Source organism: Ulvibacter litoralis, assembly GCF_900102055.1.
Taxonomy (GTDB): Bacteria; Bacteroidota; Bacteroidia; order Flavobacteriales; family Flavobacteriaceae; genus Ulvibacter; species Ulvibacter litoralis.
In genome coordinates this window covers 36,115-60,553 of sequence record NZ_FNBA01000006.1, presented here as the reverse complement: position 1 = coordinate 60,553, position 24,439 = coordinate 36,115, and the positions used below count along the sequence as shown (strand labels likewise).

Sequence of the window (24,439 nt, the reverse complement as noted above, 5' to 3'; positions counted from 1 at the left end):
TGTTATACTTTTGGCATTAGTAAACGAAATCTAATACCCCCTTGCATTAGCCTCTCCCTCTTTTAACACCTCCTTTTACCCCTTTTTTACATGTTAGCGATTCGGATTATTGATGGTATGTAGCTTCACTATTTAGTGTTGTCTGATATAGGGAACTTGTTTTACAAATAAGGATTTAAACAACTGAATTTTCTGGCAATGAGTATTAGGAACGGTGCTTATGGTGTTGTTGGCAACCGTTTTTAATTATCGTAATATTCTTTAATGCTGTAATTTTTATCTTTTATCCTTTTTTTCAACTCACTTACAATATAATATCTGTGCATAAACCCGCAGAGTACGACAATTTTTTTACCTTGATGCTGTTCAGAAATTCGCAGTATATTTTTTGCCATAGTTTGATTTCTTAGATCCCAAAAATCTCCCGCCAATTGAAACCCATCCTTATAGCTTATTTTCTCTCCATTGGGTTTGGTGTGAAAATGGGTGTTAAATTCGTCTCTTTCATTCGTTATTTTTGTGAGCATTTTATATTGATAGTACTGTCGTTCGGCACAAATACTATCGGTAGTAGGATTGTTGAAATTTTTAGGATCTTTAGAAGCTAGTATTAGTAATGGTTCTAAAAGAGCTTTGTACTTTTTGTAAATTTCAGCTTCAGAAGCAGACAATACATCGGCGTTATATAGGCTATCTAGGAGCTTTGTTGTTAATCCATCTGTAGGTCGTGAACCCGTGTTTATTCTGTATTCATTTCGACCTTCAAATTCATAAGGTCTTATCTGAGTCGTGGGATATTTTTCAACATACTTTTTTGACGCCATACCTTCATTACTCTTTGGAACATTTTTATGTCTAAAATCGGGAGTGAAAAATGAAGAATCCAGTTCCTGTACTATAAAATCAGGTTGGATGTCTTCTAATATGCCAAAAAGAATCTCTGCATTAAAATTAGGCGCTGGTTTATGTACCGTTCCAATAACAATTATTTCAGTGGGCTTTTCTGTTTTACAAGATATAATGGCTATTAAAGTCAGAAGTATTAGTAGGGTTTTACTCATTTTTTAAATTGTTGTCAACGGGTTTTGTATGACTATTGTTAGGTTTGGCATAGCGAAACGAAGACAGCAACGATGCCTTTTACATTTCATTTTTAGTTTCAACATACAGAACTACGCATGACGCTGCAGGTCAGACACAACCTATTTTTCGTGTGACTAAGATAGTTAATTGTTGTGCGTTTTCTATGAATTTAAAAGGGCCCGATGGAAATATGTGTTATTCCCCTAGCATTATAGCAATTCTTCGCATTCAAACCCGTCTCTTTGAAGGTTTAACTGAACTAATTTTGTTATATTTTTTTTGCTTTCTACTCTTAAAATATGGTCACAATCTTCTAAATCAAAATTCCAAGAACTTTTAGGAATTACTGACCGAAGTATTGAATTAACAAAACTAATATCTTGTGGGCTTATAGAGGTTTTAAAAATATAGACATTCATTCATTCAATGTTTTATGTAGCGGTTTAAGTATGGTCTGGTCAATGTAAAATGTGCCCAATGGAATGATGCAAGCAATTAGAACTTTCCAAGTTGTTTTTTTAAATTTCCAATTATATTCAGTTCCAACGCTAATTGTTGTTACAACAAATAGTAAAAAAAGGATTCCGTGAATAGGTCCCAAAATTGAAGACAACTCCGTTACTCCGTATAAATATTTTAGAGGAACTGACACAAAAATTAATACGAGTAACGAAAGGCCCTCTAATAATGCCACTAATCGTAATCTGCCGACATTTGAATTGAAATACGTGTTCATTTAGAATGTTCTTAGGTATGGCCTACTGACCAAAGGTGAAAATGGCCAAGGAATGGCTATTATTATGATCGCAATTGCAATAGAAAAATATACAAGCATAATTTTAAATTTTCCAATATCCGTTATGTTCCTTTTAGCCTTCGCTGAACCGATGGTAATAACAACAATTGCTGTAATCATTAGAACAACATGAAATAAGCTGAAAAACGTTAAATCCCAATCGGAAATCAAATTTTTAAAATCAGAAAAAAAATATTTAATGATTGGACTTTTTATATAAACAAGAATGCCTAATATTAATTGAATATGAGCGATGGTGGCTGTCCAATGTCTAACTTTATTATCTAATTGTGAAAATTTAGCTTTAGTCGTATATCCTTTATACGCGCGAAAAATAGCGTAGAGCAATGTTATAAGCACAAGCCATCTGAATATAGAATGAAGAATTAAAACGGTTGAATACATTTGCTTTGAATTTTCAAATGCAAATGTCTATGTTTCCATAAAGCTTGAATAGAAAGTATTATGCTATAATTAGGACTTTTCAATCAAAGCTCTAAACTTCGTAGGTGACATGTTTTCACATTTCCTGAAAAACCTTGTAAAATAAGATGGATCCAAATACCCCATTTTATAAGCTATTTCACTAATCGATAAGCTCGATTGGTATAGCAAAAATTTAATTTCAATAAGTTTCGTTTCTTCTATAATTTTTGATGCGGATTTAGAGGTGATAGATTTCACCGATTTGTTTAAATGATTCGGACTCATATTCATTATTTTGGCGAAGTCAGCTACTTTAAAATTCTCTTTTACCTTTTCATGTACCAATAATTTAAATTGAGACGTTATTTGATAAGAAGCGCTTTGACTTCCAACCTTATTTTGTCCAAACAATATTTGCAATTCAGTAAGTAAGGTGTAGAGATACGAGTGAACAATATTGGGATTGGGTACGGAATCAGATTTAAACTCAATTAACAACCTTTCAAAGATGTTTTGAATGGCTAATTTTGAATGTGGTGTTACGTCTATGATGGGGTGATTTCCAGTATTTAAAAAATCGAAGTCTAAAATTAAGGAGCGATTTCCAAATTTCCCAACAAGTATGTTTGGGTGAAAATGACATGTAAAACCTTTTACGTTTGCAGCTATTTTTCCGGTTGAAAACACAGCGCCCGCTTGAAGTATTACAATTTTTCCTGGTGTAATAGTATAGTCCTTAAATCCGATTTTCGTTTTATAAGAGCCTTCTGTAACGTAAATAAGCGTATGACTCTCTTCTCTTGAAGGCAGAATTGGCTTAAGCACTTTTTTTATCAAATCTTCGATTCTTAAACAAAAGAAATCCTCTACACTCTTTTCGAAAAGCTTATTTAATTTTGGACTTTCATTGAAAAATTGTTTTCGGAAATCCTCAGAATTGTATGTTTTTATTTCAGCGTGCATCTTTTCGATCTAACGAGCTATCTTTAACCTTGTGGGGCGTTGTTCTACAATTCCTAAAAATACACATATCCTTCAAAACATTTCGAACTATATAAAGCAGTTACCCTATTGTGTCCCGCTTCTTTATCGTATATTCAAATTGTAGTACTCTCAAATTCCATAACGTTAAGGTTTGTGTCGCAGAAATTCGTTCATTTTCACTTCTTACCACTAAGGTGTCTGTAAACGATTTGAGGTACTTAGTCCATAAGTGTCCTTTTGAGTCCTTCAGCAAAAAGTAGAAACCACTATCACCAATTTGATTCCCTTCTGATTCTAAGATAAGTTCCCCATTATTTCCAACCTTAGGACTTAAAATAACCGTTGCACTTCCATTCGGCAGTGGAAAAATTGCTTTAATGCAAGTTCTGCCCGACGGAATAGTACAAGTTTCATATACACCTGAATAAACAACTTGTCCTGTTGTTTGAAAAGTTCTAAGCCAAATAGTTCTTTTAACTTCATTTGTTGTTGGATCTACTAGGTAGATTATTTCACTTGTCAACGCCTCAGAACTCTCTTTACTTTGAATGGGGATATTTAGTTGTTCTATTCTTTTGCTAAAAATAACCCGAAGCAAAACACCAAATACTTTAAAGAATGGATTCCATTTTACGTTTAATTGAAGTTCATAGTTCGCCGTATTTTCATAAAAATCGATTACATCTTGAGACAATGTTTCTACTTCTTTTTCAGATAGATTTAGCTGATCTATGGATTGAAGTAACCCTTTGCGTTTTGTTTGATTGTCTATCGTTAGGTTTTCTTTAGCGGCTAATTGTTGGATAAATTTTAAACCAATCCCATGTAGTTCTCCAAAAGGCCCCAAAAGCCATTTTTGATTTGTTTTATCAATTCTTTTTCCGAAAAGAATGACCCATTGCTGCGTAATCCAATCTTGAACGCTTTGTTTTTTAGATGCTATTCCCATTTTTTACTCATTTACGCTATGTTGGGAATAAAATTGGTTTGCCCTTTCCAACTGCCAAATTCTGCGATAGGTTTAAACCTTAAAGTCGTGAACTCAAAGTGAAAGTTTTTTCGTTCTCTTTCTTTCATTGCTGCCGAATGTCTTTTAGGATTAGGAACAGTACTATGTCCATGAGCCATATCGGTCATTTCTTTTTCCGTTTTCCAAATTGAAAAAGTTGAAACTGTATTCGGAAACTTCACAGATGCCAATGAGAGTGTCGTTCCTGGATGGTCTCTGACTAGTTTTTCTACAGGCCTTCCCCAATGGATAAATCTTGGAACTGCGAAAGGCTTCATTCTTGCTATTGTTACAGCAACTACTGGAGACTTTGGACTTTCTAACTTATCTCTATGGGCTGGTATTTTGAAGCCACTAAACGTTCCCCATTCTCTAATAAAAGACAAACGTACATGCCAACCCTTTGCTAGCGTTTTTCCAAAAGGGTCTTGTTCCAAATAATTTTCAAGTGCAGTTTCATTTTCCCATTGCATAAAAATTGCGACTTGCCCTATTAAAACTCTAGATGCAGATACAACTGGAGCGCCCAGCGTCATCGCTGTCATATATTCTGAGTAAATCAATCCTTTCGTGTTTTTGGAAATTGGATTTGAGAATATTTTTTTTGTCGCAACAAAAAAGGGCAGTTTGACTAAATGATAAGAGAATATACTCACTTTGATTTTAATTGAATTAGCAGTTTTAAATTTTCCTCAAATTACACAAAATGTGCGCTATGAATCCTAAAAATAGGCACTTCCTTTAAAACATTTCGAACTATAGCCTTACTAGGAGCTTTTTTTATTTCTGAAAACACCCCGTTTTAGCACATTCATTGACGGTTTTTTCTGAAGTACTCCGCTGTTTACCAAAGGTTTTTTTTTAGATTCCTTCCCTTTTAAGAATAGCCAAAAGGATCGTTATTGAAATTCCGATTACAGAAGCTATGGTGTTCTTAGGAATTAATTCCGATTTTTTAATTCCATACACGAGATTGCTTATGCTCTTTTTATTCATTAATATGATAAATAGAAGTATGAGGAAGAACGCGATGCTATGTAAACTACTTAAACACGCATCTGTTACTTCCGTCTGAGTGAACGGAAACACCAAATTTGTGATTAAAAAGCAGAAATAGGATTGAATTAAAATCCAACCCACTTTAGTATTCGTACAAATCCCGGTAATTGGAAGTAATAAGATGAAAGCAGCGCTCAAGTAATAATGATGTGTTGCAATGTGAAAGCTATTGTTATTGATGCCATGTTAGGCACAATTTTTTATTTATTCCCTCTTATTTTACTTATCACTTCTTTCCAGTTGTATTTTTCTTTATTGGTATTATTCCACTCCTCAACATCGGACAGCATCTCGTCAATTTTGTTTTTATCTAACCATTTACCATTTACAAAGACACCTGAAATTTCACTAGTATTGTTAATATTATCTAATGGGTTTTTATCTAATAAAATTAAATCTGCAAACTTTCCTGTTTCGATTGTTCCTATTTTGTCGCCAATCTCAAGCCATTCTGCACCTAATCGAGTTGCGGAAGCTAAGGCTTCTTCATTAGTTAAGCCAGATTCAACTAACAACTTCAATTCGTCGTGAAGTGAAAATCCCCATACAATCCCTGAAGTCCCCGCATCGGTTCCTGCAACCATAGGAACGCCTTCTTTTTTAAAAGCTTTGACAATCTTACGATGAAAGTCAACGAGTTTGTCGAAGTAAGCAATCCGCTTAGGATTTGTACCTTGGTTGTATTGATTGGATACAATCCATTTGCTTTGCATCAACGGATGGACAAATTTAAAACTTTTGAGATTTCGAACACTATCAAGAGAACGTGCTTGTTTTGCTATGTACACAAGATTAGATAAATTAGGAATTAACCAAGTACCATTTTCTTTTGCTAAACGCGCAAACTCTTGAGCTTTTTGTAAGCTGAAGTCTTCTGTTTGTTTTGATAATTCTTCTGCATGTGCAATTAACCCAAAGTGGGGAACAAAAAAATCGGTAGCAGGTTTTCCCTCAAATGCATTAGGAATATGTCCAACCACTTTCATTCCGTGTTTGTTTGCTTCATCAATGATAGCTTTATAGGTTTCGATGTTTAATTGAGCATACACTTTTATAAACTCATAGCCTTCCCCTTTTGCTATTCTAACGGCTTGTCTTCCATCAGATGGTGTTGTTGCAGTTAGATTTGCATTGTTTCCATCAATTAATGCTGCTAACGCAATTCTTGGCCCCATCACATCGCCTCTTATTATTTCGTTTCGTTGCCCGATATGTTCCGCTCTTGCACTTAATTCAAATACAGTCGTCACTCCATTTGCTACATAAAGCGTCATGAAATTTTGAGTGTTAAATTGTATTGCTGGACCTTTTGTAGGATACGATTTATAAGGTCCATCTGCTAGATTATGAACGTGCATATCAATTAAGCCTGGGATCAACCATTTTTCTTTCCCGTCAATGATTGTAGAGTTTTCAGGTATTGACTTATTGATAGCGTAAATTTTGTTTTCTTTTATTACTACTGTGGCATTTTCAATGACTTTATTTTCTTTGGTCATTGGAATTACATTAACATTCTTTATGGCATAAGTTATATTATTTTTCTTGCTAGATTTTGAATTGTTTTGTGCGTTTAAATTGAAGCTGATAACTGCAAACAGCATTAGAGTTTTTAAATATTTCATTTTGATTTTTTGATTGATGAATTACTTAAAAAGACGGGAAATTTCTGCTTTTGTTACAGTTTTGGCTTTAAATAGTGCCTAACGGGTTTATAACTACTTATAGCGCTTGGAGCTTTGTGTGCCTATCTTCGGAAGAATGGTCAGAAAGGCAAGCGATGGCTATAATACCAACACCTAGAAAAGTGAATTTTAAGCACTAAACATGCTGTATTTATGGAAAAGCTATGATTGTTGATATATTGTTGGGAGTAGTTTTTATAATTTATATTTCTTAATGATTTTATCAAAGTTTTCAGATTTAATAAAATTTCTTTTTTTCTTATTGACCTGTATCGTGTCTAAAAAACCAAGTTCTACTAAAGATTTTAAATCAGATCTAGCTGTGAAATTTGAAATATTAAATCTTGTTTCTACTTCTTTATTATTTAACACTCTGTCACTATCCTCATTTAATAATTTTAGTATCTGAGCAGTTCTTTCATTAATTTGAGGAATTTTCATGAATTTAGCAGCTTGGACTACTTCTTTTTGTTTTCGATTGATATATACTTTTAAAGCTTCATAAGCTTTTTCCATTGTTTTAATATGATATGTAATAAAGTAACTTAAATCGTTATCGTCTGATTCAGTATATAAATATGCTTTTTCATATTGATTTTTTGTGTCTTGAATTATTCTAGAAATTGATAAGTATTCAGTAAGCCAATACCCTTTCTTTAGCATATACCAATAAAACAATGCTCTTGCTGTTCGTCCATTTCCATCAGTAAAAGGATGAATCCAACCAATCATAAAATGAATTATACAGCCTTTTACAATAGGATGGATAAAGTCTTTTGTGTCATTGTTAAAAAATAAGCAAAGATCATCCATTAATTTTTCAACATCTTTTTTTAAAGGTGGTGTATGAACTATTTCGCCTTTTGTGTAATCTACCACATGTACATCGTCACTTTCTCTAAAACAACCTTCTTCATCATTTGATTCTAAAGTACCATTAGAAATTAATTTATGTATATATAATATATTTTCAATTGTTAATTCTTTTTCTTTGTTTTGAACTATATATTTCATAGTTATGAAATTGTTCATTATCATTAATTCAGACTTGTTTTTTGGTTTTTTCTCAAGTTGAATCATTTCTTTAGCCCTTTTTCTAGTTGTATTTGCTCCTTCAATTTGACTACTAGAAATTGATTCTTCTATTAATGAACTTATTATATATTTTGTCTTATCGGTTTCAGCTATACCAATATTACTGCCTAATGTCCCACCAATATGCATATCAAATAGATGCAAAGCTCTTTGCATAAAGTCAGTAACAACAAACATAAAATTGTAATTACCAAAATTAATTCGTTTCGCTTTTAATATTCTATGAAGCTTAATCGCATTCCAAAGTTCTTTAGGATTATGTTCTTTTGTTTTGTATTTTATCTTATCCCAATAAAGATAATCATCTTGAATATTTTTCAACATTCCATTTGTTTGAAGTTCAACCATTAATGGAATTGTATTTTTATCTTCTTTGTTATATTTTGGTGCTTGTTCGAACATCCTACAAATATATAAAAATAGCGAGATTATTAGATAATCTCGCTATTTTTATTTTTCAGTAAATTACTCCCAACGGGTTTGTATGCTACTTATAGCGCTTGGTGCCCTGTGCGCCTTCCTACGGCAAGCAGGGCTTGAAGCGGCAACATCTTTTTGAGTTCTTTATTTAGTTCCGATTATTCAGAGCCACGTGAGACACAAAAAGGCAAGCTAATTCGGATTATACCGATACCTAAAATAGTACTTTATGAATACTAAACACGAAGTACTTATGGTAAAGCTATGGTTCGTATAGAGTGTTGTGCGTTCGCTTTATCACCGTTTAGTTTGGGGAATTTAGGCCAAGTTTATTTCCTTCTGTGTCCAAAAACAAAGCAAAAAAACCGCTTTCGTCTGCGTGTGCTGTTTTAGGCATAAGAATTTTTCCGCCATTTTTCTCGACCTTATCAAGAATGGGTTGTAAATTATCTCCTCCATTGAGATATATTGTTACTCCGTCTGCAGAAGGTTTGTATCCTTCGCCTTTCATTAAAACTCCTGTAACCATTTGTTCTTCGTATGGGAATATTCCCATCTCCATTCCTGGCATTTCCATTTTCTCAATGTTAATACTTAAAATTGCTTGGTAAAAAGTTACTGCTCGTGAAATATCTGTTGCTGGAATTTCAAAAAGTGAAATATGACTTTTCATTTCGTTTGTTTTTTGATTTAGGTTAGATCTAACCGTTGTAGTTTCGATTTTTGATTTGTTTTGGTTATAACAGGCAGTAATACTAAAGGATAGAATTATGGCTGTATAAAGAATGTTTTTTTTCATATCGTCCTGCTTTCTTCATTTGACAAGACAAATTTAGATTACGTTCAAGCACCAAAATTGTAAAAATGCGACACGCAGTCTATTTGTAGAAAAGGGCAGAAAGTGCCATATTTTCATTACCTAAAAATTCTTTCGGATTTATTCCTGTAAATTCTTTAAAGTCCTTTATAAAATGTGCTTGGTCAAAATATTCACTTTCGTACGCAATTTCAGTCAGGTTTTCAGTCTTTCTGTTGAGTATCCTTTTTATGGCGGTTTGCAATCGGATTACTTTCCCTAACTGTTTTGGGCTAACACCAATTTGTTTTTTGAAATTCCGTTCAAGTTGTCTCCGCTTTGATAAATCTTCTTTAAGAATTTCGCTTATGGAAGCACTTCCATTTGTTGCTAAAAGGCTATCAATAGTAATTTTTACAATATTGTCGATTGTAGTTTTTTTATTTAGCATATCCAAAAGTAAAGCTTCTATAATTTCTATTCGCTCATTACTGTCTGCTGCCTTTATTATTTTTTGTTCTAACTCTTTAGCAGTTACTTCTCCAAACACCAGTTCTATTGGTGTTTCCTTATTTGCTAAGTTCTTTAATGGTACTGCTACGAAATTTGCAAAACCGTATGGAAAAAAACGGATTGCAAATGTATTCACGTAGCCTGTCGGTTCAATATAAAAGGGTTCAATTGTCTGTCCGAGAACCATTGCACGAGGTTGTATTATAAAATCGTTTTCTGAAGTGTATCGTTTAATGTCGTCTCCAAGTATAAAAGCCATTTCAATTGTTCCGTCTGGAATTATCCGTTGTCTTTGTGAATTTGCTTCAGCAGGAACTTCTAAAGTCCAATAACAACTGATTAGAGATTCCAAATCAGGATTTGGTTGAAATGTTTGGTAGTTCATTTATAGTTCGTTTTTTTAGTGACGCACAACATACTATATTACTTCTAAAGGTACTCATATCCTTCAAAATCTCCATGAGAACTGTCTTAGTAGTTCTAAATTATTTCTAAATGTAGGTAGTTTTTAGCACACTGTGTTACAGGGTTCCGTATTTGGTGGGTTGCTCTATTTTTAATGCTATTTATTACCCCCTACCTCTTTCATCTACATATTAAGCTACGATACTACTTTCTAGCTTTATTGCTATTGTAAAAGCAATACTCTAGGATATTATATATCGATGTTGTAGGCAGTTATTTTTCCATTTTTCTTTCCTCTATGACTTCTTTCAATGCTAAAGTTCCATTCAGAGCAGAAGGAAATCCTGCATAAACGGACATTAAAATCATAATTTCGGACAGCTCTTCTTCGGACACTCCGACATTCAAAGCAGCGTTGATATGGACTTTTAATTGTGGTCTTGCATTTCCCATTGCAGCTAAAGCCGAAACAACTGCAATTTCCTTTGTCCGGTTGTCCAAGGTGGTTTCTCGGCTGTAAACATCTCCAAAAGGATATTCGATTGTGTATTTTGCCAAATCTGGTGAAACATCTTTTAAGCTTTCAATTACTTTTTCTCCTGCCTCTCCGTCAATCTCTTTTAGTTTTTTCCAACCTCTTTCAAATCGTTCCGTTTTTATACTATCCATTTTTATTTGATTTTCTGTCTGCCCATATCCACTTATAGCTATAAATAAAGTGAATATTGAAATTGTTAAATGTTTCATTTTGTTTTTAGGCAAAACTAACGGTTGAAAGAACTTCGTATGCAGGACTTTTTCTTGAATTTCAGACACTTTTAAATTCGGTAGGCGAAAGGTTTGTTTTCTGTTTAAATATTCTTGAAAAATAAGAACTATCCTCGAATCCTAATTGAAAAGCGATTTCTTTTACAGATAAATCCGTAAAATAGAGCAATCGTTTGGCTTCCGTTATTTTCTTTTCCAAGATTATTGTTTTAGGGCTTTGTCCGTAATTTTCTTTGCAGATTTGGTTGAGTTTATCCACGGTCAAATTTAATTTTGATGCATATTCGTTTACGGAAAGATTATCGCCAATAGTATCCGATACCAATTTTGAAAATTTTAAAATGGTTTTTGATTTCCTTTCCTTGTTTTTGGGATTTTTATTTGATACTCTTTTTAGTTGAAGTAACAAATATGAAATTCCCTGAACGATAGTTTTTTCGCTTAATTGGTCATTTTTCTTGGATTCTTCGATAAGGTTTTCAAATAGAGGTTTTAGAAGTTGTGTCTTTTTGTTCGATAAATCAAAAAAAGGTTTATCTACAAAATCTGTTATTTCTTTTAAAAGATATTTGTCAAAAACGATAATATAACCCTTCGAGTTTTTTGAATATGACCAATTGTGAACCTGTTTCGGTCGCATCGAAAAAAGCCTATTATGTTTGATTTCATATTCTTCAAAGTCAATTACATTAATTCCTGTACTTTTTGTGAACCATACAAGTGAATAAAAATCGTGTCTATGTGGCCATTCAACATTTGGGTCTTCAGTATCCTCAAAAGTTCCAACGTAGAAAAAATTTTCTTTTGGATTGGATGTAATAATATCTGATATGGAATATTCTTTCAGCAGGATGTTAGTTTTAATTGCACACAACGGGTTTGTATGCTACTTATTGTGCTTTGTGCCCTGTGTGCCTAGCTAGGGAAGGCAGGGTTTGAAATTGCTACATTTTTTTTGTTTAGTTCCATTTATTAAAAACTATGTGAGGCCCTTCCTGCCGGAATGCTGCTTAGAAAGGCAAGCGATACGTATTTTTTCGAAGACTAAAATAATGAAATTTAAGTACTAAACATACTGTGATTATGGAAAAGTTATGAATATTGATCCCGTATTGGCAATAGTTTTTTCAGTCGAATGGTTTAAATTTTTCAAAAGATTTTCCATTGCTTTTATAAACTCCATCATTAGCTGTTCCAAGCCACATTATTCCATTATTATCTTGATATATAGTAATTAGCAAAACATCTTTTACCTCATTATTGATTTCAAATTCTGATAAAGTTTTTCCGTCATATTTCCAAACCCTCCCCCTGTAATTTGTCATCCATAGATCGTCATTTTTATCTGATACTCCAGAATTGAAATACTTAGGTTCACCTTTTTCAATTCCCTTTATTTTTTCATATTCTAATGTGTTTGGTTCGATTTTGTATTTACTTATGAAATTACTCAACCAAAAAAATCCATCTTTATCTTGAATGATTGAACGAACTCCAGGAGCTACACCATTTGGAAGCATAGACAGTTCATTTTCTCCAAACCATATAAATGATTGTCCGTCATATCGAAAAGCTCCTGCAACAAATGTCCCAAACCAAATATTCCCATCTTTGTCTTTATTTACTTTATAGACCGAATAAGGGTTATTGTTATTGAATGGACTTACGAGCGTGTCAATTCCAAACGTCTTTTTTAAATTTTGTCGGGGTAACTTTAATTCATACAGAGATTCTCCATCATAGCGATATACATCGTTTGCATTGTACCCAAACCATAAATCGTTCCGTTCTAATTTCCAATTGTTTTTTGCTGAAACGATTGGATGTAACGTTGTTACTGATTTCCCATCATATTTACTAATTCCATTGGCTGTTTCAATAAATATATTTCCCTGTTTGTCTTCTTGAACACCTCTAATTGTATTGTCTGCTAATCCGTTCTTTGTTGTAATTTGTTTTAAATCTTTTCCCTTTAGGTAAAAAATGCCCTCTCCATTACTTCCAAACCAATAATTTTTTTTTGAATCTTGGAATATGACCCAAATTTTATTATCCAGTTGCACTACTGATTCGCCAAGTTCAGTTCCTTTATTTTCAGTACTTATCTGTTCGTTTTTTACTTGTCCGTTACAGGATAAAAAAGTACTCGAAACGAACACCAGTAAGATTGCTTTTATTGAAGTAATGTTCATTTTATTTGAGTATTTCTGGTTTTGTTAGATTACTGGCAACAGGTTTGTATGTTACCTATAGCGCTTGATGCCCTTGGTGCCTACCTTCGGGAGGCAGGGTTTGAAATGGCTACATTTTTTATATTTAGGCCCGGTTATTTGGAGTTACGTGCGACCCTTTCTGCCGGAATGCCGGTTAGAAAGGCAAGCGATACGTATTGTTTCGAAGACTAAAATAATGAAATTTAAATACTAAGTAAGCTGTTGTTATGGAAAAGCTATGATTATTTTGCGTTGTTAGGTATTGGTGGTTTTACACTTTCATAAATTTAAAGTACAATTTAGTATATCTTTACATATCAGTATTATGTAAATGATAGAACGAAAAGTTAGTTTATTTAAATCAGATTATATGTTTACTACCGGTGACATACCGATACTGATAACTTGTACCGATTTATCTGACTGGATATGTAAGCATGGTCGAGATTCTGTTTCTCCTTTGGTCAATGAAATAATGGGATCTTCGTTTGCACAAAATTGGAATTTGCGAACGCCTCCAATTTGTTTGATTGATGTTAAAGCTGACCACATACCAACACAATATGCACCACGACTACAACCATTTTTTTTTAATAAACCATGCTTTGGTTCTTCCCTACTCAAAGGGGGGCAAGTTATTGATAAAACTATGCTACCATCATTTATTAAATCATCATTTAAACGAAAGATTCTCAATAAGAATGATTTACTCAAAATAGCACTTTTTGATATTTGGATAGGAAATGAAGATCGACATCATGGTAATAGTAATTTGATTTTAGATCAAACTCAGAAAGGGGAGTATTATTTTAATGTATTTGATCATGGTGCAATCTTCAATACTAGTGGTTTACGGCATGGAATCGATTTAATTACTGACAATGAGTCGCTTATATCTTCTGAGTTAGTGAAAATATTATTTGGTAGTGTCAATAATTTAACGGAAATTGTTGATAACATAGTACAAGATTTTTACCTTTGCACGCAGTCTTGTGAACAAGACTTAAACACTATTTTGCTCAAAATTCCGTTAGAATGGGACTTTAATTTAATTCAATTTGAAGATTTATTGAGAGATAATATATTCAATGATGATTGGTACAGCCAATGTGAACAACATTTTAGAGAACTTATTCAAACAAATCTATATAATAAATGAAGACTTTTTTTAGTATAATCTATTTGCCTTTAGGTTCTGATTTTCAAGAGAAAATTAGTATAGGAATGGTTATGTCTAATGGAGCCGATTCGCTAATTAGATTTTCTAACCCAAAATTGTCTGCTGTAAAAAATATAATTTCTTCTGATAAATATTCAATTCTTAAAAATTACTTAAAGAATTTAGCAGATGAAACTATAGAAAACAATAAACTAGGACAGTTTAATTTAAATTTAAATTCATCTAATAACTGGATTAATGAAGAATATTTTTCTTATTTAAATAGATATTCTAATAATTTAGTTATGTTTTCAGAGCCTCGAAATGTTGATATGAATATTGATATTAATAATTTCAAATCTCTTTTTGAAAAATTTGTATTTTACTTCGAAGATGAGACTGCTCAAAAGAACTTAGATTCCATTTATTCTCAAGTTAAAAGACGTTTATATTCAAAAATTGAAGATAATGTAAACTTGAATGTCACAGTTAGATCATCAGATTTTAGAGAGTTAATAACACCTGTTGATGTCAATTTTATAGGAAAGAATGGGATTGTAGTTGCAGGACAGACAATAGACTTTGTTAAACGTCATTATAATCTTGAACATGATTTAACAAGTTTTGTTTCTTTCTCTAAAGCTGTTGACTATTCTAGAAATGATAAAGGAAAATATTTCTTGGTTGGTGAAGAACCTAGTAAAAAAGAACATCCTAAGAATCATAGAACTTGGAAACAAGTTATTGAAAGTCACTTAGTAGAATATGTTGATTTAAGTGAAACTGAGATTATTCAAGATTATATTAGATCAAAAAGTGTTACCCCTTTCTTTGATAAGATTTCTGATTCCGAATAATTTTATTGACCACTTACACCGGGTTTGTATAATAGTTGTAGCGCTTAGCGTCCTGTGCGTCTACCTACGACAGGCAGACCTTGAAGCGGGGACATCTTTTTAATTCTTTATTTAGCTCCAATTTTTCGGACTTGTTTGAGACACAGAAAGGCAAGCGTAGCGTTATTTTTCAGAAACCAATATCGTTAACTATTTGCAATCAATTCGCTTCTAGTTTCGTAAGAGCTATGATTATTGATACGTTGTTGCCAACCGTTATTTATTTCAATTCAAGTTTGTCTATTCGATTTTCAATTGAAAATTCTTTCATTTCAGATTCAAGTTTATTAAAATCTATTTGTTCTACTTTTTTTACAATTTCTCCATTTTTCATTAAAAAAATTTCATCACAAGTGTCCGCTAAAGTTGAAAATATGTGAGAAGAAATAATTACAGTTTTCTGTAACTCCTTAAGCTTTTTTATAATATCAGTTATTATTAAATTACTTTGTATGTCAACGCCATTAAAAGGTTCATCTAGAATGAAAACATCATTTTTCTGTAAAAGTATGGCTGTTAAAGCCAATTTCTTTTTCATTCCCGTAGAATATGTCGAAGCATATTGCTTTAGTGGTAAATCAAATATGTTCTTGTCCTCAATATTTGATAGTTTTATTTGTCTTGAGTTGGCGAGTAATTGTATGTATTCTTTTCCAGTAATTTTAGAAAAAAAGAATGGTTCTGTTAGTAAAAGACCTAAATGGTCTTTTAGATTGTTAGAGTCATATGATATATTTCCTTTATAATTTTCAAGTCCAGAAATGCATCTAAATAGTGTTGTTTTTCCTGCTCCATTTTCTCCAACAATTCCATATACTTTTCCTTTCTTAAATTTTAGATCTATTGTATTAAGAACTTGTTTATCCCCATAAGATTTTGATAAATTTTCAATTTTAATCATTTAAAACAGTATTTAATTTTTTAATAGATTGGGAATAAAAAAGAGGAATAACTATTAAAAGTATTGGTGGAAACATAAAACTTGTTGCAATTAAAATTCCTTGTGACATATTCATTTCGTTTGGAAAAGATGAATATTTAGCAAAAATTATAGTTGTGAGATAAGCATAACATAAAAGAATACAGATAATTATAATATCTATTTGATTGAAAAATACAATGCTTATCGTAATTATAATTGGTAAAATTAAAAGTGAAAAGTTGATTAAGCACATTTTTGTTTTTTCTAACAAAAATTCTTTTGAAGATAAATTGTAATTCCAAACAAAATATTCGTTTTCAATTTTTGAATAATAAGAAAAACAAGTTATTCCAATTAATAGGATAGAGAATACACCAATGTTAAAGTTTCCGATTGATACTGAAATATAAGTTAAGAAATAAGCGATTGGAAAAATATAATATGTCTTTCTGAAGCCCATAGTAAATTCAAATGGCTTTTTGCTAAAAGGTGTTGGAATAGGTATATTAATATTTGTGCTAAAATTTAAAAGAGTGCTAAAAATTATAAATACATTTAAAACTGTAGAAACTACAAATTGATTTTTAAACACTAAAAAAAAAGTAAAAGGAAGACAGTAAATAACATTTTCAATTGCTCTTATTTTTTTGTAATTGTCTTTATTAAATATTGATTTTAAAAAATCATTTCTTTTGGGTTCACTTAACTTTAAAACAAAACTTATTGCAATTAGACCATAAACATACATAGCAAATTCTGTATTTTCGAATAGATGGTTAGACAGTAAAATAAATAGAAACGGCACAAGTGTATATCCAACCAAAAGAGGAAGTCCAAAATCAATCATTTTTCTGTTTAACATTCTAAATTGAAGTTGGAAATATTCTTTCATTCGCATTTTTTTTCTAATGGTTGGTAACGGGTTTGTATATGACAAGTAGCGTGAAATTATGAGTTAATTTTCAATCTCGCCACAAGCCAAAATTTTCGGTTTAGAAAAGGCCCAGCTATTTTATTAATGTGGTGTTGTGCGTTCGTACTTTTACACTATTTTTTTATGTTTTATAGCCCAATTTTCAAGTTCTTTAATTATTGGCTTTAACTCATAACCAATGGTCGTTAATTCATATTCAACACGGGGTGGAACTTCTGCATAAATTTTTCGGGTTAAAACATTATTTTTTTCTAATTTTTTCAGTTGTAACGTAAGCATTCTTTCCGTTATGTTTGGTAAAACCTTTTTTATCTCTCCAAAACGTAATTTACCACTTAGCAACGCATAGCAAATCGGCAGTGACCATTGCCCTCCAATAATATTTGTAGAATAAACTTCTAGGCATTCATTAGCTAAAGCTTGTTTATTGGCAAAGTTTGTGGATGTTTCTTTGATTTTAGACATTACTTACATTTTTGTTAGTACCGTACAATTGGTTGTTATCTCAAACAATTAAATATAGGAGTTTATTTTTGTATCCGAAAATTTAAAGATTATAAGATATGAAGACCTTGGTAATTCTGATTCATCCAGATATAGAAAATTCAATAACAAATAAAAGATGGATTGAGGAATTAGAAAAATATCCAAATAAATTTGATATACATCAATTATACAAAGTTTATCCAGATGAAAAAATTAATGTATTAGCAGAGCAAAAATTAATGGAAAAATATAATAAAGTTATTTTTCAGTTTCCTTTATATTGGTTTAGCTCACCACCACTTTTAAAAAAATGGTTTGATGAAGTTTTAATTTATGGGTGGGCTTTTGGCAGTAAAAGTGGTTATAAATTAGAACATAAAAAAATAGGTTTGGCTATTAGTGCAGGAGCAACTGAGGATAATTATTCGGTAAAAGGTCATTACAAGCATACTTTAAAAGAAATATTAGCTCCGTTTGAACTTACGTTTAAATATGTAAAAGCTAATTATCAGCCATATTTTGTGAATTACGGATCTGATTTAGATACTCCGAGTGAAGTTATTGAAGAAAGTGCTCATAAATATTTCTTTTTTATTACTGCTTTCTAAGTCTCATTTTCAGTATGACGCACAACAGGTTTGTATGCTACTTATAGCGCTTGGCGCCTTGTTCGTCTTTCTTCGGCAGGCAAGGCTCGAAGCGGCGACACCTTTTTAATTCTTTATTTAGTTCCAATTGTTCGGACTTGTTTGAGACACAGAAAGGCAAGCGTACCATTATTTTTCAGAAACCAATATCGTTAACTATTTGCAATCAATTTGCTTTTAGTTACCTCAAGAGCTATGATTATTGATACATTGTTGGCAGTAGTTATTTTTTTGTAACTTTGCCACGTTCATTTGGCTTAAAATGAATACCACTAAATATTATGAGAGACTTTAATTTACATAAAGAAAAAGCTGTCAACAGTCTTTTGTTTGTAATAAATAATCTTGAAAAGGCTGACACGCACAAGACCTACAAAATTTTATATTTTGCAGACCAAAAACATCTTTTAAAGTATGGTAGACCAATTTTTGGTGATACATACGTTAAAATGAAGTATGGTCCAGTACCTTCTTTTGTCAAAAATGTAGTAGACGAAAATATTGAGGGTTTAGAAGAGGTTGTTGCTAAATATCATAGATATTTTGTTAAATCTTTAGTAGAACCAGATTTAGATTTTTTATCAGAAAGTGATTTGGAATGTCTTAATGAATCGTTGATAGAAAATAAAGATTTAGAGTTTCTTGTTTTAACTGATAAATCACACGATTACGCATACAATAAAGCTAGTTGGAATATTGATTATTTGGATATGGCTAAAGCAGTTGGTGCTGATGAAAATTTATTAAACTTTATAAGTCAACAAAAAGTCAATGACAATTTAGAGTTGATATGAGTTTAGGGGATTTCTTTCCAGATAATTTAAAAGATGATTTTGCTAAAAGAAATATAGATTTAGGAAATGCTATTTTAATTAAGATTCCTGATTTCACAATAGTTTATGATAAATATATAATTGTAGTAGCAAAAGACGACAAAGAGGTTTCTCTTGCGTACGTTGTAATTAATTCTGAAGCGAATCCTAATAAAGCTTATAATTCATACTTAAAATCACTCCATTTAAAGATTGACAAAAAGAATAATCCATTTTTAGAAAAGGATAGTTTTGTTGATTGTTCAAAATTAAGAGAATTTCCAATTCAATCTGTTGTTGATTTTTTAATTAAAAACCCAGAAAGGGCTGTCGGAAATGTCAGTTCAAGTGTTCTTAAATCAATCCATATTACAATATCTACAGCTTCAACAATAGAACGTTTTATGAAGAAGAAGTTCGGTTTTTAATTACTGCCAACGGGTTTGTATGCTACTTATAGCGCTTGGCGCCTTGTTCGTCTTTCTTCGGCAGGCAAGGCTCGAAGCGGGGACATCTTTTTAATTCTTTATTTAGTTCCAATTGTTCGGAGTTGTTTGAGACACAGAAAGGCAAGCATACCGTTATTTTTCAGAAACCAATATCGTTAACTATTTGCAATCAATTTGCTTTTAGTTACCTCAAGAGCTATGATTATTGATACATTGTTGTGTTTTCGTTTTTTTCTTTAATTATTAGTTTTCATTCTAAGTGTGATTTCTCCAATATTATATGCATAAATAGAAGCTGGTAGAAAAGTAAATCTCAAGTCATGTGTTTCTTTCATTCCTATTTGATCAATTGAAGTGACAACCGCAGCTTTAAGTTTATTTGTTTCACAAAATTTAATTAAACTTTTCAATTCTTGTGGTTTGTCAAAATATCGATTACTCCACTTAATTTCTACTCCCCAAACAGGTTTGTAATTTTTATCATCTACTAAAACAAGGTCTACTTCTCCTTCATTTCTGCCCTCTTTCCATCTAGCATAGGTTAAATCTAGTTGTTCACGATGCATCCATTGTGAAAGAATTGCAGTTTCAACCATGTTTCCCATTTCTTGATCTGTTTCACTTATCGGTGAAAATAAAGCAGTACGAAGCGATGGATTAGTTAGATATACTTTGAAGCTTGTAATCCTTTTTAATCTTTTTGCATTGACTCCGACCTTGTTTAATACTTTAATTAAGAATGCTGCTTCTAAATATTCTAGATATTTTTTTAATGTATCCTTTTGAATTCCACTCTCCCTAGACATTGTCTCATACGAAAATTCATTTCCCGTATTATAAGCTATATATGTAAAAAATCTGTTTAATTCTTGGACGTCTTTGATGCCATACAAACTTGGTAAATCTCTAAGAAGAACTTTGTCAACAATGTCATTTTTCACATATCTACCCATATCGCCTTGTATTTTTTCAGATAACACAACCTCTGGATAGCCACCAAAATTTAAATAATGAATGAATTCTTTATTTAATGCTTTTGAATCATGAGCTAAGCAATACTCTATATCCTTGTCTCCATATTGAATATCGCCTTCAAAAATTAAATGGTCTAAATTTTTTAAATGAATATACTCCTGAAATGTCAACGGAGGTAATAAGAAATCAGTAAATCTACCCGCTCCACTTTCTGTGCTATGCCATTTCAATGCTGCAGCTGCTGAACCTGAAACAATGAATTTAGTTTCTGGATATGAGTCAACCAAAACTTTTAAGTGTCTTTCCCAATCTTTCAAGTATTGTATTTCGTCAAAAAAGACATAGCATCCATTAAGATTGTCAAGGTTTAAAGATTCTTTACAAAGGGTTAAAACGTCTTCTAAGCTTAAGTTGACATAAATTGGGTTGTCAATTCCAATAAAGAATAGTTTATGAGGATTTGTTCCTTCTTTTAGTAAGTTTCCAATGCAATGAAATAGCATTACTGTTTTACCTACTCTTCTTGGTCCCATTAGGACTAATGCCCTTTTTATAGTTCTTTCAAGTACGAATGGATAAAAGAGATCAAAATATAATCTTTTGGACATTGAACTGTAAGCATTTGGAATCTCTTTGGTAATCCACCACGGATTTTCGTATCGAAGACGTTCGATAATCTTTTCTGTCGGAATAGGGTTTAGCATTGCCATACATATGTATCTTAATACTACAAATATATGGAAATAAGAAGTTTTAAAACCATCTATTATTACATTATTGAACTAATAGGTAGGTTTTCGGAAATAAAATCAGTTAATCTGACAATCGAATGTTCTATTAAATGAAGCCCAACGGGTTTGTATGCTACTTATAGCGCTTGGCGCCTTGTTCGTCTTTCTTCGGCAAGCAAGGCTCGAAGCGGCGACACCTATTCAATTCTTTATTTAGTTCCAATTGTTCGGAGTTGTTTGAGACACAGAAAGGCAAGCGTACCATTATTTTTCAGTAACCAATATCGTTAACTATTTGTAGAAATTATTGTGAAATTACCTCAAGAGCTATGATTAGTATACGGTGTTACAAGCTGGTTTTATTTATTATTCCACTTTTACAGGTTTAAGAATTAAGTCGTGTTCAGACGCTATTTTTCCAAATTCTTCAGGACTAAAAGTTGTAGCTTTTTTTCCAGGTTCAGCTCCAACCTTTTTGAAGAAAGAGATCAAACCATCTTTATCATTCGGTATAACTGTGAAAATTAATTTCAAGGGTTCGTTCCCTGTATTTTTAAATGAGTGATATTCACCTGGTGCAGTATACCATACATATCCTTCTCTCACTTGAGTTTCAATACGTTTCCCGTTCTTATAAGTTATAACAACACCTTCTCCTGATAAAAAGTATGCAATTTCTTCGGTTTTATTGTGTTTATGTTCAGGTAATGCTCCACCAACTCCTAATTCATATTTCGCAAAACTTGCAGATGCGTGAGGATGACTTTCTGCATCCATAAATACTTGAAGCTTTCCACCTGAACCAAGTGTATCTTTATTTTTAGGAAAAACCCACACGTGTTCTCCTGAATGTGGTTCCATAATTGAACCAACAGATTTTTGAGTTGTTGAAATTGTTTTTTCTGTTTGTAGTTCTGCAACATTTTCAGTTTTGGCTTTATTGTTTTCACAACTTTGCAATACAATTGATAAGCCTAAACAAGCTACTAGTAATATTCTTTTACTTGATTTTAAATACTTTTTTTTGTAAATCATAATTTTGGTGTTAATTGGTTAGTACTATTTTTACTTGTTTCTACAATGTGTTGTAGCACATTTTTCTTAAAGATTCGCTTCCAAAAAAAACGTTGTTTCTGACGCTTTTTCGAGTCTGCTAAATTCTACAGTTGCAAATATTTTTCAGTCGGTTTTTTAAATGCATTTAAACAGTTGATTAATAGCTGTTTGTAAGGTACAACTATTAATCTTGGGAAATGGAATTTCAATAAAATGTCTGATTATTTTATCATTTTATGAATAATACATAGAATTATGTAGTCTATATTCGAGCGAGTCAAACTTGCTTGTAACGTATTATATCACAACTAAAAGTACTCCTATTCCTCAAAAATCTCCAGGAGAGCTGTCTTAGTCGTTCTATTTATTTCTAAATGTAGGAAGTTTTTAGCACACTGTGTAACGGGGTTCCGTATTTGAGAGGGTGTTCTATTTTTTATGCTTTTCATTACCCCTACCCCTTTCATCTATATTTTATCCTACGCTACTACTTTCTGGGTTTATTGTTATTGCTAAAGCAGTACTCTAGGATTTATCTTATCGATGTTGTAACCAGTGTTTTTCGGAACGTTTATTTGTTGTTGTAAAACGTATTTTTATAAATCTAAAATTCCGAAAGTTTCTGTAAAAGGAACATCAATACTAATTATATCGAATTTTGGGTTAGTTCCTTTCTTTAATAAAGCCAAAGTGTTTTTTGAACGAACGTCAGAAGTTACGAAATGGCTGACAGTTTTATTTAAATCAGCTTGAGCAAAAAGTTTTGAATCATTAGGTATTATTGCTCGAGGTGATAGTTTTGCCACATTGATTTTATTTTGTTTAAAAATAATTTCGGCAAATTCTCCGGTTTTTTCAGCGTCTTTTAAGTTGAACGGAACAATTTGGACATTTTTTAGAGGTAAATCTTCAAGTTTTCCGAGAACACAATATTCAGCAATACTGATTGTAGAAATTTTTAGAGCTATTTCATTTTCCAAGAAATATTTAAAATAACCAACAGCATTTGAGTGAAGAGGGTCTTCGTCATTAAGAAGTCGAATAAAAAAACTTGTATCTAATAAAACACTATGCTTCATATCCACCTCTTAAATTTAACAACCATTCATCAGGATTAATGTTTTTCCAGCTTTTTTTGGCTTTTTTAATTAGTAAATTCAGATAGTCGCTGTCAAATTTTGGTTGGTAATCAATTAGTTCTATTAACGAAAGTGATTTTGTGTCAATTTCACCAGTCTCAATATTTTGTTTTCCACTCGCTCTAACACCAAATTTTTTATAAAGTAAATTTTCTTCTCTCTCCTTTAAAAATTCCTCTCCAGTTTCAATTGATAAGTATCCATAATCTTGAGTATCTAAATGGATATTTGCTTTACTTTTTCCACCAGCATCTTTTAGGATACCATAAAAATAGAATTCTGCTTCTACCCAAATATTTTCTGTTCTAAAATATTTAGTTGAAGGATTTATAGTTAATTCATAGTCTTCTTTTAGAGAGGTTTTTATTTGAAATTCATAATTTTTCTGACGTGATAAATTTTGAATATTTTCAATTGCTCTCGCAGTTTTTAATTCCAAAAAATCTATGGATTCATTGGCTTGAACTTGTCCTAATACAGCACTAAAACCTATTACTGTTTGAATTGTTGTTTTAAACAAATGTCTGACAGAACCTTCTTGAATATCATAAGTAATGATTGGTCTATCCTTCTTGTTATTAGGATATAACAAGTCCTCAACATTCTGCAAAATCGTTGCAATATGCTTAATGTCGTAGTTGTCGGGACTTAAACTTTGATTGCCTGATTTACCTACAACTCGGATTTCTATGTCTCCAATTTTTTCCACAATTCAAAGATACAATTATTTTAATATGGTTTATCAGTTTGTTGGGGTGGATTCAATATGTTTTACAACGGTTTTGTATAACGCTTGTTTCGCCTGGCGCAGCGCGCAGTTGGCATCAGCTTCTACTTCAGCTTTCGCTTTGGCCCCGAATTATTCGGAGCCACTTGAGATACAAAAAGGGAAGCTAATTCGTATTATACCGATACCTAAAGTAGTACTTTTTGAGTACTAATCATCCAGAAATTATGGAAAAGCTTTGATTATTTTGCGTT

Annotated in this window: 27 protein-coding genes; 6 read left to right on the top strand and 21 right to left on the bottom strand. The window is 31.9% G+C overall.

The genetic code is table 11. The features are described 5' to 3' along the window. Window positions 1–242 precede the first annotated feature (242 nt). From BLQ00_RS15055 to BLQ00_RS14990, 14 genes are all read right to left on the bottom strand, one after another. Window positions 243–1,061, bottom strand: coding sequence for a hypothetical protein (locus BLQ00_RS15055; RefSeq protein ID WP_093145149.1), 819 nt, complete (start codon window positions 1,059–1,061; stop codon window positions 243–245). Window positions 1,062–1,292: 231 nt separating this feature from the next. Beyond that, the gene (locus BLQ00_RS15050; protein WP_093145148.1) at window positions 1,293–1,502 is read right to left on the bottom strand and encodes a hypothetical protein; all 210 of its coding nucleotides are present in this window, start codon (window positions 1,500–1,502) and stop codon (window positions 1,293–1,295) included. Continuing rightward, on the bottom strand, window positions 1,499–1,819 hold the full coding sequence (locus BLQ00_RS15045; protein WP_093145147.1) for a DUF3817 domain-containing protein: 321 nt from the start codon (window positions 1,817–1,819) through the stop codon (window positions 1,499–1,501). The genes BLQ00_RS15050 and BLQ00_RS15045 overlap by 4 nt, the downstream gene beginning before the upstream one ends. Further along, window positions 1,820–2,284, bottom strand: coding sequence for a hypothetical protein (locus BLQ00_RS15040; protein ID WP_093145146.1), 465 nt, complete (start codon window positions 2,282–2,284; stop codon window positions 1,820–1,822). 69 nt (window positions 2,285–2,353) lie between these two features. Continuing rightward, a complete protein-coding gene (locus tag BLQ00_RS15035; protein WP_189342880.1) occupies window positions 2,354–3,130 on the bottom strand; it encodes a helix-turn-helix domain-containing protein in 777 nt (258 codons plus the stop codon). A 238-nt stretch (window positions 3,131–3,368) separates the two neighbouring features. After that, window positions 3,369–4,238 carry a hypothetical protein gene (locus BLQ00_RS15030; RefSeq protein ID WP_093145144.1) on the bottom strand — a complete coding sequence of 290 codons (870 nt, stop codon included), beginning with the start codon at window positions 4,236–4,238 and terminating at the stop codon, window positions 3,369–3,371. An 11-nt stretch (window positions 4,239–4,249) separates the two neighbouring features. Next, window positions 4,250–4,954 (bottom strand): hypothetical protein, encoded by a 705-nt coding sequence (locus tag BLQ00_RS15025; protein ID WP_093145143.1) that lies wholly within the window; start codon window positions 4,952–4,954, stop codon window positions 4,250–4,252. 603 nt (window positions 4,955–5,557) lie between these two features. After that, a complete protein-coding gene (locus BLQ00_RS15020; protein WP_093145142.1) occupies window positions 5,558–6,982 on the bottom strand; it encodes an amidohydrolase family protein in 1,425 nt (474 codons plus the stop codon). 255 nt (window positions 6,983–7,237) lie between these two features. Continuing rightward, window positions 7,238–8,539, bottom strand: a complete 1,302-nt coding sequence (locus tag BLQ00_RS15015; RefSeq protein ID WP_093145141.1) for a Fic family protein — start codon at window positions 8,537–8,539, stop codon at window positions 7,238–7,240. 322 nt (window positions 8,540–8,861) lie between these two features. Beyond that, the gene (locus BLQ00_RS15010) at window positions 8,862–9,356 is read right to left on the bottom strand and encodes a VOC family protein (RefSeq protein ID WP_175445470.1); all 495 of its coding nucleotides are present in this window, start codon (window positions 9,354–9,356) and stop codon (window positions 8,862–8,864) included. A gap of 79 nt (window positions 9,357–9,435) precedes the next feature. Then, window positions 9,436–10,251, bottom strand: coding sequence for an AraC family transcriptional regulator (locus tag BLQ00_RS15005; RefSeq protein WP_093145140.1), 816 nt, complete (start codon window positions 10,249–10,251; stop codon window positions 9,436–9,438). Window positions 10,252–10,544: 293 nt separating this feature from the next. Then, window positions 10,545–10,940 (bottom strand): carboxymuconolactone decarboxylase family protein, encoded by a 396-nt coding sequence (locus BLQ00_RS15000; RefSeq protein ID WP_093145213.1) that lies wholly within the window; start codon window positions 10,938–10,940, stop codon window positions 10,545–10,547. A gap of 139 nt (window positions 10,941–11,079) precedes the next feature. Further along, complete coding sequence (locus BLQ00_RS14995; RefSeq protein ID WP_229792651.1) at window positions 11,080–11,913, bottom strand: AraC family transcriptional regulator; 834 nt, start codon at window positions 11,911–11,913, stop codon at window positions 11,080–11,082. Between the two features lie 253 nt (window positions 11,914–12,166). After that, the gene (locus BLQ00_RS14990; RefSeq protein WP_093145139.1) at window positions 12,167–13,231 is read right to left on the bottom strand and encodes a ligand-binding sensor domain-containing protein; all 1,065 of its coding nucleotides are present in this window, start codon (window positions 13,229–13,231) and stop codon (window positions 12,167–12,169) included. A gap of 48 nt (window positions 13,232–13,279) precedes the next feature. Between BLQ00_RS14990 and BLQ00_RS17645 the strand changes: the two genes are divergently transcribed. The 3 genes from BLQ00_RS17645 to BLQ00_RS14980 all read left to right on the top strand — a co-directional run bounded on the left by BLQ00_RS17645 (window position 13,280) and on the right by BLQ00_RS14980 (window position 15,268). After that, a complete protein-coding gene (locus BLQ00_RS17645) occupies window positions 13,280–13,444 on the top strand; it encodes a hypothetical protein (RefSeq protein ID WP_175445469.1) in 165 nt (54 codons plus the stop codon). A gap of 139 nt (window positions 13,445–13,583) precedes the next feature. Then, window positions 13,584–14,411, top strand: a complete 828-nt coding sequence (locus BLQ00_RS14985; protein ID WP_093145138.1) for a HipA family kinase — start codon at window positions 13,584–13,586, stop codon at window positions 14,409–14,411. Then, window positions 14,408–15,268: a hypothetical protein gene (locus BLQ00_RS14980; RefSeq protein ID WP_093145137.1), complete on the top strand. Its 861-nt coding sequence runs from the start codon at window positions 14,408–14,410 to the stop codon at window positions 15,266–15,268. The genes BLQ00_RS14985 and BLQ00_RS14980 overlap by 4 nt, the downstream gene beginning before the upstream one ends. 259 nt (window positions 15,269–15,527) lie before the next feature. On the opposite strand, the gene BLQ00_RS14975 is transcribed toward BLQ00_RS14980, so the two are convergent. From BLQ00_RS14975 to BLQ00_RS14965, 3 genes are all read right to left on the bottom strand, one after another. Further along, the gene (locus BLQ00_RS14975; protein WP_093145136.1) at window positions 15,528–16,208 is read right to left on the bottom strand and encodes an ABC transporter ATP-binding protein; all 681 of its coding nucleotides are present in this window, start codon (window positions 16,206–16,208) and stop codon (window positions 15,528–15,530) included. Continuing rightward, complete coding sequence (locus BLQ00_RS14970; RefSeq protein WP_093145135.1) at window positions 16,201–17,121, bottom strand: ABC transporter permease; 921 nt, start codon at window positions 17,119–17,121, stop codon at window positions 16,201–16,203. Before BLQ00_RS14970 ends, BLQ00_RS14975 begins: the two co-directional genes overlap by 8 nt. Before the next feature lie 150 nt (window positions 17,122–17,271). After that, entirely contained in the window at window positions 17,272–17,628 is a 357-nt protein-coding gene (locus BLQ00_RS14965; protein ID WP_093145134.1) for a winged helix-turn-helix transcriptional regulator, read from the bottom strand. 98 nt (window positions 17,629–17,726) lie between these two features. Between BLQ00_RS14965 and BLQ00_RS14960 the strand changes: the two genes are divergently transcribed. The 3 genes from BLQ00_RS14960 to BLQ00_RS14950 all read left to right on the top strand — a co-directional run bounded on the left by BLQ00_RS14960 (window position 17,727) and on the right by BLQ00_RS14950 (window position 19,536). Next, window positions 17,727–18,257, top strand: coding sequence for an NAD(P)H-dependent oxidoreductase (locus BLQ00_RS14960; RefSeq protein WP_093145133.1), 531 nt, complete (start codon window positions 17,727–17,729; stop codon window positions 18,255–18,257). A gap of 320 nt (window positions 18,258–18,577) precedes the next feature. Beyond that, the gene (locus tag BLQ00_RS14955) at window positions 18,578–19,090 is read left to right on the top strand and encodes a Panacea domain-containing protein (RefSeq protein WP_093145132.1); all 513 of its coding nucleotides are present in this window, start codon (window positions 18,578–18,580) and stop codon (window positions 19,088–19,090) included. Beyond that, window positions 19,087–19,536 carry a hypothetical protein gene (locus tag BLQ00_RS14950; protein WP_093145131.1) on the top strand — a complete coding sequence of 150 codons (450 nt, stop codon included), beginning with the start codon at window positions 19,087–19,089 and terminating at the stop codon, window positions 19,534–19,536. Before BLQ00_RS14955 ends, BLQ00_RS14950 begins: the two co-directional genes overlap by 4 nt. A 257-nt stretch (window positions 19,537–19,793) precedes the next feature. On the opposite strand, the gene BLQ00_RS14945 is transcribed toward BLQ00_RS14950, so the two are convergent. The 4 genes from BLQ00_RS14945 to BLQ00_RS14930 all read right to left on the bottom strand — a co-directional run bounded on the left by BLQ00_RS14945 (window position 19,794) and on the right by BLQ00_RS14930 (window position 24,167). Next, complete coding sequence (locus BLQ00_RS14945; protein ID WP_093145130.1) at window positions 19,794–21,242, bottom strand: ATP-binding protein; 1,449 nt, start codon at window positions 21,240–21,242, stop codon at window positions 19,794–19,796. A 387-nt stretch (window positions 21,243–21,629) separates the two neighbouring features. Beyond that, complete coding sequence (locus BLQ00_RS14940; protein ID WP_093145129.1) at window positions 21,630–22,298, bottom strand: cupin domain-containing protein; 669 nt, start codon at window positions 22,296–22,298, stop codon at window positions 21,630–21,632. Between the two features lie 617 nt (window positions 22,299–22,915). Continuing rightward, window positions 22,916–23,398 (bottom strand): type II toxin-antitoxin system VapC family toxin, encoded by a 483-nt coding sequence (locus BLQ00_RS14935; RefSeq protein ID WP_093145128.1) that lies wholly within the window; start codon window positions 23,396–23,398, stop codon window positions 22,916–22,918. After that, window positions 23,388–24,167 (bottom strand): hypothetical protein, encoded by a 780-nt coding sequence (locus BLQ00_RS14930; RefSeq protein ID WP_093145127.1) that lies wholly within the window; start codon window positions 24,165–24,167, stop codon window positions 23,388–23,390. Before BLQ00_RS14930 ends, BLQ00_RS14935 begins: the two co-directional genes overlap by 11 nt. Window positions 24,168–24,439: the final 272 nt, after the last annotated feature.

Excerpts from the sequence above, each read along its gene's own strand:
- BLQ00_RS14955 (WP_093145132.1), top strand. The coding sequence starts at position 18,578 with ATGAGAGACTTTAATTTACATAAAGAAAAAGCTGTCAACAGTCTTTTG.
- BLQ00_RS14990 (WP_093145139.1), bottom strand. The coding sequence starts at position 13,231 with ATGAACATTACTTCAATAAAAGCAATCTTACTGGTGTTCGTTTCGAGT.
- BLQ00_RS15045 (WP_093145147.1), bottom strand. The coding sequence starts at position 1,819 with ATGAACACGTATTTCAATTCAAATGTCGGCAGATTACGATTAGTGGCA.
- BLQ00_RS14950 (WP_093145131.1), top strand. The coding sequence starts at position 19,087 with ATGAGTTTAGGGGATTTCTTTCCAGATAATTTAAAAGATGATTTTGCT.
- BLQ00_RS17645 (WP_175445469.1), top strand. The coding sequence starts at position 13,280 with ATGTTACCTATAGCGCTTGATGCCCTTGGTGCCTACCTTCGGGAGGCA.
- BLQ00_RS15050 (WP_093145148.1), bottom strand. The coding sequence starts at position 1,502 with ATGAATGTCTATATTTTTAAAACCTCTATAAGCCCACAAGATATTAGT.
- BLQ00_RS14945 (WP_093145130.1), bottom strand. The coding sequence starts at position 21,242 with ATGGCAATGCTAAACCCTATTCCGACAGAAAAGATTATCGAACGTCTT.
- BLQ00_RS14975 (WP_093145136.1), bottom strand. The coding sequence starts at position 16,208 with ATGATTAAAATTGAAAATTTATCAAAATCTTATGGGGATAAACAAGTT.
- BLQ00_RS15040 (WP_093145146.1), bottom strand. The coding sequence starts at position 2,284 with ATGTATTCAACCGTTTTAATTCTTCATTCTATATTCAGATGGCTTGTG.
- BLQ00_RS15000 (WP_093145213.1), bottom strand. The coding sequence starts at position 10,940 with ATGGATAGTATAAAAACGGAACGATTTGAAAGAGGTTGGAAAAAACTA.
- BLQ00_RS15030 (WP_093145144.1), bottom strand. The coding sequence starts at position 4,238 with ATGGGAATAGCATCTAAAAAACAAAGCGTTCAAGATTGGATTACGCAG.
- BLQ00_RS15005 (WP_093145140.1), bottom strand. The coding sequence starts at position 10,251 with ATGAACTACCAAACATTTCAACCAAATCCTGATTTGGAATCTCTAATC.
- BLQ00_RS15010 (WP_175445470.1), bottom strand. The coding sequence starts at position 9,356 with ATGAAAAAAAACATTCTTTATACAGCCATAATTCTATCCTTTAGTATT.
- BLQ00_RS14970 (WP_093145135.1), bottom strand. The coding sequence starts at position 17,121 with ATGAAAGAATATTTCCAACTTCAATTTAGAATGTTAAACAGAAAAATG.
- BLQ00_RS14960 (WP_093145133.1), top strand. The coding sequence starts at position 17,727 with ATGAAGACCTTGGTAATTCTGATTCATCCAGATATAGAAAATTCAATA.
- BLQ00_RS14985 (WP_093145138.1), top strand. The coding sequence starts at position 13,584 with ATGATAGAACGAAAAGTTAGTTTATTTAAATCAGATTATATGTTTACT.
- BLQ00_RS14980 (WP_093145137.1), top strand. The coding sequence starts at position 14,408 with ATGAAGACTTTTTTTAGTATAATCTATTTGCCTTTAGGTTCTGATTTT.
- BLQ00_RS15015 (WP_093145141.1), bottom strand. The coding sequence starts at position 8,539 with ATGTTCGAACAAGCACCAAAATATAACAAAGAAGATAAAAATACAATT.
- BLQ00_RS14940 (WP_093145129.1), bottom strand. The coding sequence starts at position 22,298 with ATGATTTACAAAAAAAAGTATTTAAAATCAAGTAAAAGAATATTACTA.
- BLQ00_RS14935 (WP_093145128.1), bottom strand. The coding sequence starts at position 23,398 with ATGAAGCATAGTGTTTTATTAGATACAAGTTTTTTTATTCGACTTCTT.
- BLQ00_RS15020 (WP_093145142.1), bottom strand. The coding sequence starts at position 6,982 with ATGAAATATTTAAAAACTCTAATGCTGTTTGCAGTTATCAGCTTCAAT.
- BLQ00_RS15055 (WP_093145149.1), bottom strand. The coding sequence starts at position 1,061 with ATGAGTAAAACCCTACTAATACTTCTGACTTTAATAGCCATTATATCT.
- BLQ00_RS14965 (WP_093145134.1), bottom strand. The coding sequence starts at position 17,628 with ATGTCTAAAATCAAAGAAACATCCACAAACTTTGCCAATAAACAAGCT.